This is a genomic window from Legionella saoudiensis (assembly GCF_001465875.1).
GTDB lineage: Bacteria > Pseudomonadota > Gammaproteobacteria > Legionellales > Legionellaceae > Legionella > Legionella saoudiensis.
Window position 1 is genome coordinate 320,560 of record NZ_LN901322.1, and the last position, 13,572, is coordinate 334,131.

A 13,572-nucleotide genomic window follows, 5' to 3' on the forward strand; every position below is an offset into this window, starting at 1 on the left:
AGTTAATTGCAATCCGAAGCAATGATCGAGCAATCTGCGTCATGGCATTGGCTTATTGCTTTACCTTCTGCAATTTCCTTGCTAGCTCCAACCCCTATCCCATGATGATTTTTAGAAAGAGCATAGGCCCCGCACTGCTGGTAAGTTACCATTGTGCTGCATTGTTCACCACCGGCATCGTTACAAAATTGTTGCGCATTTTTTTCTGCTTCTTCACGAGTAGAGCCACCACCAATGCCATAAGCGCTATTTTTATCATGACTTGCAGAATCTGCAGCAATAACGCCCCAATCATATTCTGATTTTTTATTTTTTACTCCAACCTTAGGCGTTACCTGAGTGGCCCCTGCAACAGTAAATTTTATTGATTTAACAAGCTTATTATCCACATAAATATCCATATGGTACTTGCCAAGAGGCCAACCCTTATTGGGTTTAGTAATTTTAAATTTGCCACTCCATTGATTGCCCGGTAGAAGCGCAATGAGATCTCTTGCCGTACCCGGTTCAAGCGTTAATTCAGCTTCGTCAATTTTATAATTAGGTGGGGCAACATTATTGGTGTCTTCTGCAATCCAAACCGATTTTATTTTTTGGCCTTGCTTCAATTGAACTGATTTCCAAAAAACATAAAGAGCAGGCGTATCTTTAGTAAAAGTCTCTTTAGGTGTTGGAAGGTTATCAGTGGCCTGATCGCTAAGGATGGTATCTATTTGAGGAGGGGTTTCTGCTAGAGAAACTGTAGTAAAACTCCATAGACAAAAAACGAATAATAAACTACTTTTTACAGAAGCGGTCATAACCTATCCTTAGTTATATTTAAAAATGAGAGATAAATGCAAGGCTTAAGCATAAAGTCTAGCAAGAAACAGTGGCTTATCAAGGTAAAGAAATAAGGAAAACATGGAGTCTACTTACTATATTGGAACTTCTGGATGGACTTATGAAGGCTGGAAAGGCTTATTTTATCCCTCAGACCTACCTGACGCTGAGCGCTTAATCTATTATTCGCAACATTTTAATACTGTAGAATTAAACAGCAGTTTTTATCACTTACCTAGAGCAAAAACCGTTACTCATTGGGCTGAGATCACTCCTGCTAATTTTATTTTCTCTTGCAAAGCCAGTCGCTATCTTACGCACATAAAAAAATTGAGTGATTATCAAAATGGTTTAAAAAATTTATTTAATAGCTTGGAAAACTTACATGAGAAATTAGGGCCAATTTTATTTCAACTTCCTCCTAAATGGGCATTAAATCTTGAACGGCTTTCTTTATTTTTAAGGGCATTACCAACCGACTACCAGTACACATTTGAATTTAGAGACCGAAGTTGGCTATGTAATGAAACTTTTGATTTGTTAAAAAAATTTCATATCGCATTATGCTTTTATGATTTTCGAGGCTATCAGGCCCCTTATGAAGTATTAAGTGATTTTATTTATTTACGCTTACACGGGCCTTTGGAAACCCCTTACGAAGGACATTACCCAAACCACAGTTTATTACAGTATGCCAAGCACATGCACGATTGGAGTAAAAGCGAAAGTAAAATCTTCTGCTATTTTGATAATGACCAAAAGGTTGCCGCCCCACAGGATGCAAAACAATTGATAAAATTACTCCAAAAACAGACCAACTAATTAAGGTAAAATCCACTCCTTAATATTCTCTTAATATTTAAATTTTATAATGTTGGCCCTTTTAATTTACCATAGAATGATAGTCTAAATGAAAACTTTATTTACCAATTGGCGTGAACGAGATCAAAAAAATGAGAAACAAGATGTCGCTTTATTTGATGTACCAAAACGCTTAACCCATCGCACCATCAAAATTGCTGACCGCCCTTTAAGTGAAAACCCAAAGATTGTTGAAATTCCCGTCCATGAAGTAAGTAGCTATTTAACAAAACATTTTGGCAGAGCGCCTTTTACCTGGTGTGAAACCCTTATGGGTCCAGCGTCATTTAAAAGTGCTAATGAAAATAAAACACCAAACGAGCAACTAGAGGCATTTTTTAAAAATCCCGATATCAGTGATGCCTTTGTTTTATGTTTTATTAATGAAAAAGTGGGGTTTGGTTTATTTGCTTTACAGGACATACCTAAAAACACCTTAATCGGAACTTATACGGGAACTCTACAACAAGATTACTTAAGCAGTGATCACACCGATTACTATAGACTACAATTAAGTAATCGTTTTAACTGTTTTTTCCCCACCGATAAAAATAAAAATCTTAAAGACCATCAAATTCCCCATGTAAGCGCTAAATTAAAAGGGAATTTAATGCGATTTATGCAATGTCTGCCTAATAAAAAAGATGTTGAACAAGATTTTATGGAAGAGGCTGCGCAAAGAATAGCGACTGCTAATGTCAAAGAAAAAAATATGACCCATCTTGGAATGCCGCATATTGGTATCATAACTACTGAGGATATAAAAAAAGGACAACAAGTTGGATTTGATTATGGTCCTGGGTATTTTAATGATCGTAATCGCATGGAATACTTTGAACATTCAGGAGCAGTATTCGATTATGATGAACTTTCCTTTTTCAATAAAAAAAGTTGTCCGCAAAAACTCGCAATAATTCCCTCTCTGATGCAGAGTAATCCACAACAAGCACTTCATCTGACAGGAAGTCTGCTTAACGGATACCACAAAGAATTACTGCCTCTTTTTAATAAAAAGATTATTGACTGGCTATTAAATAGACCAGAATTTGCGTCAGAGGGGCTTGCCACGTACCGCAGATCGTTTAAGCCAGATTCGGCCGGCTCACTGCTGGTAAACTGGATTGATGTAAAAAATAATTTAAAAGAAAATCTAAGTTTCTTCGATAAAACGCTAAATTGGCAAATTATGGTTACCGAAACAACAGATAAAAAAACTGAACTAAATATTGTTTCAAAATTAACCTCTTCCGATGCAAAAGTGTTAAATTATTATATTGAACGTCTTAAAAAGGTAGGGATTGAAACAAAAATCCACGAAGATCCCAGTACAAAATATCGCCGATTAGTGATAACTAATGCCTCGGAATTGTGTCTTCAACAGCAAATGCAAAACGAATTATTCAGGCAAACCCGTTTGATGAGTTAATATTTATTTGGCTGAGTTTTTATACACAAAACACCTCTTATCTTATGAGCATATAATGCGATAGACTTAAGAGAAGTCCGTCCCCGAAAGATCCTGAATGAGAAAGGAAGCTATAAATAAGCATCTTGCCTCATTCGGGTATTTCTGCATCAATAAACAATATCGGGTGGCGTGCATCTTAAATAATTAGATAAGGATAAAAATTAATATGGATGTTAGTCTGAATAAACTTCTGGTTTCCTCATGCATTATGTTGATGTGCTCCAGTTCCGGAAATACAAGTCAAATCAATCTCTTCGTGTCCGGAGGTCCTAATTTTTCAACTCTTAAAAATAACCGTTTGGTTGAAATTAATGAAGTGATTACCAATGCTTATCATACCAGAGCGCAAACAAAAACGACCGGTTTTTGGGCTGTAGGGGCAAGCCATACTTTTGAAAGTTCTGCGTTTCCCGCTTATCAATTATCTCTAGGTTTAGCTGGTTATTTTTTCCAATTAGGCCAGGTGCGAGGAACAGAATATCCATTTATCAATGAAGGCATTTTCGATACCTTAAACTATGGCTTTCATGCAAAAAGCGATTCATTGATGGTCGAAGCGAAAACAGTTTACTCACGCTATGGCTTAAAACCTTATGCTTTGCTTGGAATTGGTCCTAGCTGGAATAAATTTTCTGCTTACTACGAAAAACCCAGCAACTCGTCCTTAAGTGCCTCCCCAGCAGTGCCTTTTAGCGATCGCACCAAACAAACTTTTTCCTATGAGTTAGGCGCCGGGCTTCAATACTTACTCTGGGATGATCAGCAGCGACATATTCAATATCATGCTTCGGCGGGATATCAATATTTTAACTTAGACCGAGGAGCTCTAGGCTTATCTTCGGCGCAAACAACATCAGCTCGCCTCAAAGTAAAAAACCTCTACACCCAGGGAGTTATATTTACCCTAGCGGTTTCTTTTGGTTAACAAGGAAAAATATTCTCATGAAAAAGCATCTCTTAGTTCCAATATATTGTGGTCTGCTCGCGTTCATTACAACAGTACAAGCAGCAGCGATTATAGACATTACCCCCAGCAGTTCTAGCCCAATTGCAATTTCGGCTATAGGGTCTACTTACGTCACGTATAACGCGAAAAATAATACCTCCAAAGTGTTAAGTGGAGTTACTATTGATCCAGGTTATGGGATTACAGGCGGGTTAAAAGCCTCTTTAATCAATAATACCTGTTCCACTTTAGCCGCTGGGGCGAGCTGTTCGTTTATTATCTCCTTGCAAGGGACAGGGCAAAGCGCTCAATCAACTTTAACACCACGAATTTGCGCCTACCGGGGAGCAACATGTTCGGTACCTGTGACTGGAAATCGCATTCCAGTAATTGCCACAACGACGCTCCCCAACCATAAATTCCCAATTCCTTATGCAGGTACCTTCTATCCAATTTATAATTCCGGTGCAGGTCAATGGTTGCCACCTAATCAACCCCCTCTTCCGCCATTTAATCGCGTAAGTACTATTCTTGTGGCCTTTGCCCATGCCTATACCCAACAAAATGGTGCCATTTTTACTTATGAGCGAGGCCAGATCGATCAAGCCACACGCTTAGCTTTATTAGTACAAACAGCACGTGCTGCAAATCCTAATATAAAAATTTTAATGTCTTTGGGATGGAACCAAAATGATTGGGGCTCAATTAATACAGATTATGTAAATCATGCTAATCTTTTCGTGCCCAGCGTAATTCAATTTATTCGTACCAATAACCTGGATGGTATTGATATTGATGATGAAAGTATTGGTGGCACCACAGGCTCCATTCCTCAAGCCCATTTTGATGGAGTAATTGCCAACTTAAGAAATGCATTAAACTATGCATCACTTCAAGATGGTAAGCCTTATTATTTAACCATTACACCAGCAGGAAATAATAGTGAGCCTGGTGGTATTGAAGAAACTCAGGTGGATGCGTTAAACGCTAAGAGTTTTGATTTAATTAATATACAAACCTATTTTGATGAAGAATGGAGTGATGATTTTTTTGATGCGCTTGTTGCTCTTGGTTATCCTAAAACACAAATCGCAAATGGTATTGATGTGGAATTATCTCATTGTAATCCTGATTTCCCACCTAATATTGGCCTAGCCGGTCTGTTTAACTGGAATATGACTAAAGACAGCACCTGCAGTAATTATGCCAATACAATCACGCTGGCTAATGTAGTTGGCTATTACGGAACCTTTAGGTAATCTTCTCCCGAAATACGTCATCCAACTGCTTGGGTGACGTATGCAAAGATTGCACTCTCCTGATTCTAATGTTAAGTTATCTCTATTGATTATTAAAGATAATTTATAATGACACGGACGCTTCTTACTATCCTACTTTCTTTCTTTGTTTCAATCGCTTTTGCGCAAGACCGAGTAGTTGATAATTTTTTTAATGATGTAAATCCGGCAACGCTTACCGCACAGAGCAAGAAAAATATTCGCGCAACCCATTACCGTTTGATACAAATTGATTTAAACCAGCTTTACGCAGAGCTGGAAAGCGTTCCTCATCGCGATGGGTTAAAATCAGGAGTAGCAACTCAAATAAGACTTCCCCTACCCGATGGGAGTAGCAAACTGTATCAAATCGTGGAAAACAGTACCTTGCATCCTGAACTTGGCGCCAAATACCCAACTATTAAAACCTATGATGCTTATGGAATCACTGATCCGGGCGAGTTTGTAAAATTGGATTTAACCGCTCAAGGATTTCATTCCATGATTTTTCGGCCAGGAAAAAGTCCTGTTTTTATCGATCCATTAAAAGACGGCAAACATCAGTATTACATGATATATAAGAAAAAAGATTTTATTAGTAATAATCATTTCAAATGCAGTATGCAAAGCGTAAACCTAGGGATTAGAGCACTTACTCACAGCTCTTCATTTGCACAGTTTAATGCATGCCAACTAAAAACATACCGCTTAGCTATGGCTGCAACCGCTCAATATACGCAATTTTATGGCGGCACCATAAATGGTGCCTTAAGCGCGCAAGCAACGACAATGAATCGCGTCAACGGCATCTATGAACTGGATATGGCAATCACCATGCAAATTATTGCCAATAATGATCAAATTATCTTTACTGATCCTAATACCCAGCCCTACACCAGTGGAGATCCCACTAAACTGATTACCGAAAATCAAATAACCATAGATAGAATTATTGGTTCCCCCAATTATGATATTGGTCATGTAGTGGATGCGGCAGGTAGCGGTTTGGCACAGCTAAGAAGTGTTTGTAATAATGAAAGCAAAGCGATGGGAACTACAGGCAAAGATAGCCCTATAAATGATCCCTTTGATGTGGATTATGTAGCCCATGAAATGGGACATCAATTTGGTGCAGCACACGTGCAAAATAATGCCTGTTATCGTAACCAGCCTACAGCCGTAGAACCAGGATCTGGCAGTACCATTATGGGTTATGCAGGAATATGCCCTCCAAATGTGCAAACTAATTCTGATTCTTATTTTAATGGTATTAGCCTAAAACAGATGGGGGATTTTGTTTCAAGCCCAGAGCATAACTGCCCCGTTACTACGCCGATTTCTAGTGCTCCTGTAATTCATCAGACCAATGGTGATGTGAGCATCCCAGCACAAACTCCATTTGCCTTAACAGCGTTAGCCACTCCTGGCTCTGCAGGAAGTGTTATTACTTACACTTGGGAGCAAATGGATAATGAAATATCCCCTCAGCCACCTGCAGGCACATCCAGAGGAGGCCCTAATTTTAGAAGCTTCTCTCCGCAAACTAGCCCAACCCGCTATTTTCCTAAGCTTAGTGCCTTAACCAATGGAGGCCCATTTACCTGGGAAGTTTTATCCTCCGTATCAAGGGTGATGAACTTTAAAGTATCTGTGCGCGCCAATACCCCTGGTGGTTCGTGCAATGCATATACAGATACCAGAATAATGATCACTGATAATGCCGGGCCCTTTAAGGTTACTAATCCTTCTGCTGCAAACATTCAATGGGCAGGGCAATCATTACAAACAATAAATTGGGATGTAGCAAACACAAATGTTTTCCCAGTGAGTATGCCCTTAGTGAATGTCTTATTGTCTACTGATGGAGGAGCAAGCTACCCGATTCCTCTAGTCGTAGGTGCCAGCAATAATGGCCATGCTGATATCTGCGTTCCCAATATAAATACTACCACAGCCCGAGTTATGATTCAGGCGAGTAATGGTACATTCTTTAATATTTCAAAAAATAATTTTTCGATTTTCGCTACTCCACTTAGAGCGCCAGTCTTAACAAAAGCTGATCGTAATCGCATGAATACCAAAGAAGCTTTTATTTTATACGCAGATTGCTTACCTTCATCAAATATAGCTTATACGGTGAATGGCTTGCCTGGAGCGACGATTAGGTTGGATCTGCAGCATCACCGTTTTATTATCAGTAATATATTGACGCCCAAACGGGTACACAATGTGACGATTACTGCAGTCGATGAATCGAATGTCAGCCGTACCTCAAATCCAATTACAATCCCTAGTATTTTATAAGAAGGTAAAAAATGAATAATAAATACAGCCTATTAATAATTATTGCCTCCCTATTCTCGCTTCATGCTGAGGCTGGAGGGTATACGGGCGCTAATTTAGGTATTAATGCCGTAAAAGTTCAAAAGGATTTAAGGTATCCGCTAGAAGAAGAAACGCCTACTACCGCTTATTTTAATAATGCGTATACTAATTTTCATGGGCAACTATTCGCCGGCTATGAATTGTTTCTACAATCTAGATTTTCGGTTGCGTTGGAAGCAGATGCGGAACTATTTACTGGGGCATCACATTATAGAATTAATAATTGGTTTTTTACGCAAAATGTTTCGACAAAAGAGCAGTTTCAATATGGATTTTCATTCTTTTTATTACCGGCTTACCAAATTAATGAATCAGTACGTTTGTTTGTAGGTCCCGGTGTTGCTCCAAGTTATTTTGTTGTAAAAAGTGAGGAAACCGCGGGCAACATAGGAGTTAGTGGGAGCTTTAATCAGTGGCTGACTGGCGGTGGTTTAAAAGCAGGCGCCATTACGCGATTAAATAGCAGTCTTGATTTAGTCTTAAGCTATCAATTTATGCAATACAATAGCATGAAACGCACCCGTATTGAGCCCATTTCAGGTGACACCTTACAAGGGCACTATAAGCCTAATGTAAATTCAGTCTTAGTTGGTCTTAGATATAACTTTGCGGACGCTAAACCCATCCAGTATAAGTAATTTGCAAACGAGCAATAAGCCAGGCAGGAGCTTTAAGGCCTTCATCCTAAAGAGTTTACAACGAAGGAGCTCCTGAATGAGGCAAGAATTAATACGTGCCCCGCTTAGGAGAGCCTTCAGAATGCACGAAAATAGCATAAAGCCTACATCCAGCGACTGGTCAGGTTTCCTCAAGCGGCAACTAGTTCATACATTCTTCCAATAAGTTTCTGAATTAAAGCGTTCTAATAAAAAATCAATAAAGACTCGCACCTTAAACGGCAGATAACGTTGATTCGGATAAGCAGCATGGATATTAATATCATGCTCACAATAATTACTTAAAACACTCAGTAATTTCCCTGCTTTAACCTCCTCAGTTACCATAAAACTTGATAACTTAACTAAACCCACCCCAGCTATGGCGGCCTTCACTAAACCTTGATTACTATTAATGCGTAAATTCCCAGAGACAGGAATAATCAATTTTTCTTTATCATCATAAAAACGCCACTCATGCTTTTGCCCAATGCCTAATGTATTTCCAGGTTCAGATTGATAGATAAGGCAATTATGTTTTGTCAGCTCTGCAGGTATTTGCGGCATACCAAATCGCTTAAAATAGTCCGGCGAGCCATAAACGCCACTATTACGAACAGCAATTTTTCGTGATTTCAATAAAGAAGTATCAGGTAAATCATTAATAAAAATGGCTAGATCTAAGCCTTTGTATATAAAGTTCGCATATTGGCTGCCAAGTATAAGTTCAATTTTCATTTCCGGGTATAAGCATAAAAAATCATTCACTGCCGGAATAAGATGTACCTGTCCGAAACTCATGGGGGCATTAATGCGTAAAAGCCCCGATGGGATTTGATGCTGTTGTAAAATTTTATCAGCAGCATCCTTAATTTCAAATTTAATCCGTTTACAATGTTCATAAAAAAGCTGACCACTTTCAGTGAGAACCATTGTACGAGTGGTTCTTTGAATTAATTGCACTCGAAGTTGATTTTCCAAACGGCTAATCCGTTTGCTAATAACAGAAGATGAAATAAATAATTTTTTAGCTGCTGCAGCAAAGCTCCCCTCTTCCGCCACACTTAAAAAAACTAAGGCATCACTAATTATAAAATCTGTCATTTCATATACTCATCACATTCCTGCAAATTTTGCACTAATGTGATTCTAAAATTGGCCATTGTTTATTATTTTATATCAATTTACTATGCGCGCCAAATGATTATCCGACTGCCAGTAAGAAAAACTGTATTCAATCATTAATTAATAGTGGGATTAATAAATATGGGCCTAGTATTAAAAGAAAAAAAAGCAACGGAGAGGCAATTCAATATAAACAGCAACTATAAAGCACGCTATGTTGAATTAGCAAAGCCTATGACAGGCATCATCGCACTAGCTATTTATCATATGCTTGAGGATATGGATGGTGATCCTGGTATGAAACTCAATTTAAGCAACACCATTGCCACTTTTGTTTGTTGGATGCTAGGAGAGCAATTAATTCACCGTATATGCATCCATTTTGATTTATATACGAAACCTGATTCAAAAAATCCTTTGTATCGAAACTTGAAAACCCTTGCGAGTTTAGGTTCTTCTTTAGGGGTTATTTTTGCCTCGCTAAGCAGTACATTATCTAATCGCAAACTATCAGCTTCTTTATACAGCATGCTGATGGGCTCAATGATTGGCTTATTCGCTTTGATTATTCATCAATGTGACGCATTCTTCGTAAAAAATGAAGCAAACGTCGATGCGCAAGTGGGTACCGAAGGATGGTCAAAATACTCCAAAACAGCTCTGGTTTTAGGAGCCTCTATGGGCCAATTTCTTGGTGGAATAAATTCATACCTTGAAGATAGTGATACGCTGACAAGCTTGAACAACATAACTCTTTATAGTGCCATTGCATCCGTAACTACCTTTTTAGTTGTCGTGGCATGTGTACCGCTGATAAATTATTTGACACGTGACAAAAATGAAAAAATGTCACGAGGCATCTTGGTATCGGATGATCGCGCATTATTTAATAACAATTACGTACGATCCGGCTTCACTCTGGGTGCTGCTATGGGCACTATTTTAGGAGCATTATTAGGACCAGTACTTATTCCTGGGCTTCGTATCGATGTTGCCATTACCCTTGGAGCAAGCGCTCTGTCCGTGGTCTTGGGCGTAGGCTTTGGTTTTCTTGGTCAAAAAATATCTTCTTATTTTGAAACCCATTGGGGTGTTTCAAGCACTACCGATAACAGTTGGTCCTATGCAGCCCGCAGCACCGCTAACTTTTTCAGTTACATCGGTATTGCGCTTGCCTATACATTCTTTCCTGGAGCCACATTGATGCATGCGGCAATTATCGGTTCAGCAATGGGTAGTTTGATCGGTTGGTTTGCGGGCCTATTTATAATGTGTTTAGCTCGTAAAATAGAACCCGATGAAGCAAAAATGAATGCAACCACTCTCCCTTGGACTCAGCGAATTGCAATTGGTACAACACGAGGGACAATTATTGGTGCGGTTGCAGGTTTGGCTCTGGGTTTTGTGGTTGGGGGTCCGTATACTTTAATTGGCTGGAGTATTTTTTTAGGTACACTAGGCGGTATTATCGGAGGGATAAACGATATTATTTCCGATCCTGTCTTTAACAAATCGGTAGATAAAGCAAAATCTCTTGTTAAAAAATCAGCCCCATTCATGTTTTTTGGCGCTAATTCATCGCCCACCAAAGAACCGCTAGCTGAACATAGCGCGCATCCAGCAAACAACCTCACTTTATTTTTTGGCGAAAAGTATCCAATTAAGCAGGAAGTTAATGCTTCTTTAGTTCAGATAAACATCATACGTTAATAGCATCAAATGTAGCAGTTAAAATCCCCAAACCAGACGTTCTAACTCTTTCAAAGACGTAACTTTATTTTTCCAGTCCGCAATCCTTACTTGAACATCTAAGTTGCTGTACTTATGTAGAAGCATTAATGCTGTTAACTGTTGACTAAGTTCTTCGTTCAATTCGCTAGGCAAAAAGCCGTATGCTCTTAAAAAAGTTTTTAATAACTCCGTATCACCTTGAATTAAAAATGCCCCCGGCCCTAGTAAATCATACTTATAATGGCCTAACATTGCATCGCCAAAATCAATTAAGCCAGCAATATGCCAAATACCATCAATATTAGTTACTAAAAAGTTCATTGGCGTGTATTCGCCGGTTAAAATAACGGGTTCTTCGATACTAAGTAACGATTCTTTCATGACATCAATATAAGACGGGACCTGCTGTAGAAGTGACTTAGATAAATTCTTAACTTTATGATTCTCAATACAACCCATTATTTGATTTTCAATAAACTGTTTCCAATGACAATCAATCGCCTCTAAACCCTGCGTTGGCAATGAATGAACCTCTCTAATTAATGAGCCAAGTTCCTGCATAATAACTAATTTATTATTCTGATCTAAATTATGCCATAGGGTTTCTAACAAAGTACCTTCTAACTGAGTCATTATGATATAAGGCCAACCCGCTAGCTCGCCTTCAAATTTAAGCACCGGGGTCTTAACTGAGAGCTTTCCCTCAAGAGCTTTAAGAACTAATCGCTCACTAGCAAATTGATCTTTATGGAAAGGTGGGAACAATTTAATCACTAACTTGTTATCACAGGAAAATACAATATTGCTTCCTTCAGAAAAAAGCGTTAGTGCATTAAAAGGTAAATTATGTTGGGCAAGGATCTTTCTTATAACATTTTCAAATAGTTTAGTATCTTGCTTTAATACTTCCAATTCTTCAAATGAATTAATTGATGTTAATGTACTCGCAATTGTGTTCATAATTATCCATTAAGGAAACTGCAAATGGGCGGTATAAAGTTCATATTGTAACCGATAAAAGGTTTATTCTTGTAAGTAATTTATATTTTACTACAGATAGTAATCTATAAATTTTTTAAGTTCGTGCTTTTTGATTCATACCGAGCTGCGCTATAGTACTATAGTATAAGCAATAAATATTCTAGAGAGCGTTATGGCAGAGATTATTAATCTTAATAAAAAAAGAAAGGTGAAAATACGTTTGGAGAAAGAAAAAAAAGCTGCTGAAAACCGCATTAAATTTGGAAGAACAAAAAAAGAAAAGCAGATAGCAAAACAAGAAAAGGAACGTCATGAACGTCTTTTAGATGGCCACAAATTGGAAAATGAAGATAAAGATTAAATAATTTTTCTTCACTTATTCTTTTGCCATATTTTTTAAAATTTTTCCTAATAGTTCTAAATCTCGCTCACCATGATTTTGCCGTAAGAATAAATCCAACTCTTGATAACGTTGATAAATTAAAACATCACACGCTAAAGGGAATGGTCCATAGGCACGAGCAAAACGTTTTAAAGTATCAGTACACAGTTGTTCTATCGCATGACGCACTCTTAATGCAAGTTGTTGTAACTGTAAAGAGGATAAATCCTGCGTGATTTTTCTCCCGGCACGCTCTAAAATAGAATAAATAACCCAAACATTTGACTCCATCGCCGCAAGATGGGCTAAAGTGTGTGCATCCTCTCGAGCATTAGCTAAACCATAATCAACTAATCCAGCAGCCCCACCTCCCCAGCAAGCAGCAGGCCCTAGGGCTCCTCGCCAAAATCCTTTTCTGTACAGGTACCATCCTTGTTTTTCAATAATATTTTCCTCAGTTATAGGAAAATTAGTAAAGGTGAGTGTTGCGGTGTTTGTTTCTTTAAAAGCCGAGGTAATCCAAGTCTCCTTATTTATTTGCACCTGCTTACAGAATGAAGGGGACGTTAAATCCACCTCAATAAGCCACCCCTCTGCAGTAATTAATGCATAGTCGGCAATTCCTGCTCCACTGCAAAACATTTTGCTACCATTTAAAGTCCATTGAGCTGCACTCTTGCTTATTATTAGAGGCTTATTAGGAATCTCCGAGGCCCAAACCGCATATAAGGCTTTTTCTTTGGCTGGACGGCCGGCTTCATGTAAAATGGATAATGCATCCCAATGAGCTTCTGCAAGTTTTGCTAAAGATAAGTTCATCTGACCTACCGCAAATAAATGTAATAAGCGCTCCGTATAATTCACCTCATTAGGAAGTAGGCTGTTTTTTTGTATTAGGCTTCGTACTTTATTTTGTAAACTTTCCATTTCTTTTCATT

At 38.4% G+C, this 13,572-nt stretch carries 12 protein-coding genes; 8 read left to right on the forward strand and 4 right to left on the reverse strand.

Annotated features, from left to right (window positions below; translation table 11 throughout):
* Positions 1 to 2: 2 nt before the first annotated feature.
* Positions 3 to 800, reverse strand: coding sequence for a DUF4189 domain-containing protein (locus tag BN3124_RS05755; RefSeq protein ID WP_058533839.1), 798 nt, complete (start codon positions 798 to 800; stop codon positions 3 to 5).
* Between the two features lie 103 nt (positions 801 to 903).
* Between BN3124_RS05755 and BN3124_RS05760 the strand changes: the two genes are divergently transcribed.
* The 6 genes from BN3124_RS05760 (at position 904) to BN3124_RS05785 (ending at position 8,397) form a co-directional block, all read left to right on the forward strand.
* Complete coding sequence (locus tag BN3124_RS05760) at positions 904 to 1,644, forward strand: DUF72 domain-containing protein (RefSeq protein ID WP_058533840.1); 741 nt, start codon at positions 904 to 906, stop codon at positions 1,642 to 1,644.
* 88 nt (positions 1,645 to 1,732) lie between these two features.
* Positions 1,733 to 3,109 carry an SET domain-containing protein-lysine N-methyltransferase gene (locus BN3124_RS05765; RefSeq protein WP_058533841.1) on the forward strand — a complete coding sequence of 459 codons (1,377 nt, stop codon included), beginning with the start codon at positions 1,733 to 1,735 and terminating at the stop codon, positions 3,107 to 3,109.
* Between the two features lie 208 nt (positions 3,110 to 3,317).
* Positions 3,318 to 4,076: a hypothetical protein gene (locus tag BN3124_RS05770; RefSeq protein ID WP_058533842.1), complete on the forward strand. Its 759-nt coding sequence runs from the start codon at positions 3,318 to 3,320 to the stop codon at positions 4,074 to 4,076.
* A 17-nt stretch (positions 4,077 to 4,093) separates the two neighbouring features.
* Positions 4,094 to 5,356, forward strand: coding sequence for a glycoside hydrolase family 18 protein (locus tag BN3124_RS05775; protein ID WP_058533843.1), 1,263 nt, complete (start codon positions 4,094 to 4,096; stop codon positions 5,354 to 5,356).
* Between the two features lie 108 nt (positions 5,357 to 5,464).
* Positions 5,465 to 7,678: a reprolysin-like metallopeptidase gene (locus BN3124_RS05780; protein ID WP_058533844.1), complete on the forward strand. Its 2,214-nt coding sequence runs from the start codon at positions 5,465 to 5,467 to the stop codon at positions 7,676 to 7,678.
* A gap of 11 nt (positions 7,679 to 7,689) precedes the next feature.
* Complete coding sequence (locus BN3124_RS05785) at positions 7,690 to 8,397, forward strand: outer membrane protein (protein ID WP_058533845.1); 708 nt, start codon at positions 7,690 to 7,692, stop codon at positions 8,395 to 8,397.
* 186 nt (positions 8,398 to 8,583) lie between these two features.
* Here BN3124_RS05785 and BN3124_RS05790 read toward each other — a convergent pair whose 3' ends face one another.
* Complete coding sequence (locus BN3124_RS05790) at positions 8,584 to 9,519, reverse strand: LysR family transcriptional regulator (RefSeq protein WP_058533846.1); 936 nt, start codon at positions 9,517 to 9,519, stop codon at positions 8,584 to 8,586.
* Positions 9,520 to 9,681: 162 nt separating this feature from the next.
* Here BN3124_RS05790 and BN3124_RS05795 point away from each other — a divergent pair, with 162 nt between their 5' ends.
* Positions 9,682 to 11,250: a hypothetical protein gene (locus BN3124_RS05795; RefSeq protein WP_058533847.1), complete on the forward strand. Its 1,569-nt coding sequence runs from the start codon at positions 9,682 to 9,684 to the stop codon at positions 11,248 to 11,250.
* Between the two features lie 18 nt (positions 11,251 to 11,268).
* On the opposite strand, the gene BN3124_RS05800 is transcribed toward BN3124_RS05795, so the two are convergent.
* On the reverse strand, positions 11,269 to 12,231 hold the full coding sequence (locus tag BN3124_RS05800) for an aminoglycoside phosphotransferase family protein (RefSeq protein WP_058533848.1): 963 nt from the start codon (positions 12,229 to 12,231) through the stop codon (positions 11,269 to 11,271).
* Positions 12,232 to 12,424: 193 nt separating this feature from the next.
* On the opposite strand from BN3124_RS05800, the gene BN3124_RS05805 reads away from it, so the two are divergent.
* A complete protein-coding gene (locus BN3124_RS05805) occupies positions 12,425 to 12,613 on the forward strand; it encodes a DUF4169 family protein (protein WP_058533849.1) in 189 nt (62 codons plus the stop codon).
* A gap of 15 nt (positions 12,614 to 12,628) precedes the next feature.
* Here the strand turns inward: BN3124_RS05805 and BN3124_RS05810 are convergent, their stop codons facing one another.
* On the reverse strand, positions 12,629 to 13,561 hold the full coding sequence (locus tag BN3124_RS05810) for an acyl-CoA dehydrogenase family protein (protein ID WP_058533850.1): 933 nt from the start codon (positions 13,559 to 13,561) through the stop codon (positions 12,629 to 12,631).
* Positions 13,562 to 13,572 lie beyond the last annotated feature (11 nt).

Excerpts from the sequence above, each read along its gene's own strand:
- BN3124_RS05795 (WP_058533847.1), top strand. The coding sequence starts at position 9,682 with ATGGGCCTAGTATTAAAAGAAAAAAAAGCAACGGAGAGGCAATTCAAT.
- BN3124_RS05755 (WP_058533839.1), bottom strand. The coding sequence starts at position 800 with ATGACCGCTTCTGTAAAAAGTAGTTTATTATTCGTTTTTTGTCTATGG.
- BN3124_RS05765 (WP_058533841.1), top strand. The coding sequence starts at position 1,733 with ATGAAAACTTTATTTACCAATTGGCGTGAACGAGATCAAAAAAATGAG.
- BN3124_RS05775 (WP_058533843.1), top strand. The coding sequence starts at position 4,094 with ATGAAAAAGCATCTCTTAGTTCCAATATATTGTGGTCTGCTCGCGTTC.
- BN3124_RS05805 (WP_058533849.1), top strand. The coding sequence starts at position 12,425 with ATGGCAGAGATTATTAATCTTAATAAAAAAAGAAAGGTGAAAATACGT.
- BN3124_RS05800 (WP_058533848.1), bottom strand. The coding sequence starts at position 12,231 with ATGAACACAATTGCGAGTACATTAACATCAATTAATTCATTTGAAGAA.
- BN3124_RS05770 (WP_058533842.1), top strand. The coding sequence starts at position 3,318 with ATGGATGTTAGTCTGAATAAACTTCTGGTTTCCTCATGCATTATGTTG.
- BN3124_RS05785 (WP_058533845.1), top strand. The coding sequence starts at position 7,690 with ATGAATAATAAATACAGCCTATTAATAATTATTGCCTCCCTATTCTCG.
- BN3124_RS05760 (WP_058533840.1), top strand. The coding sequence starts at position 904 with ATGGAGTCTACTTACTATATTGGAACTTCTGGATGGACTTATGAAGGC.
- BN3124_RS05790 (WP_058533846.1), bottom strand. The coding sequence starts at position 9,519 with ATGACAGATTTTATAATTAGTGATGCCTTAGTTTTTTTAAGTGTGGCG.
- BN3124_RS05780 (WP_058533844.1), top strand. The coding sequence starts at position 5,465 with ATGACACGGACGCTTCTTACTATCCTACTTTCTTTCTTTGTTTCAATC.
- BN3124_RS05810 (WP_058533850.1), bottom strand. The coding sequence starts at position 13,561 with ATGGAAAGTTTACAAAATAAAGTACGAAGCCTAATACAAAAAAACAGC.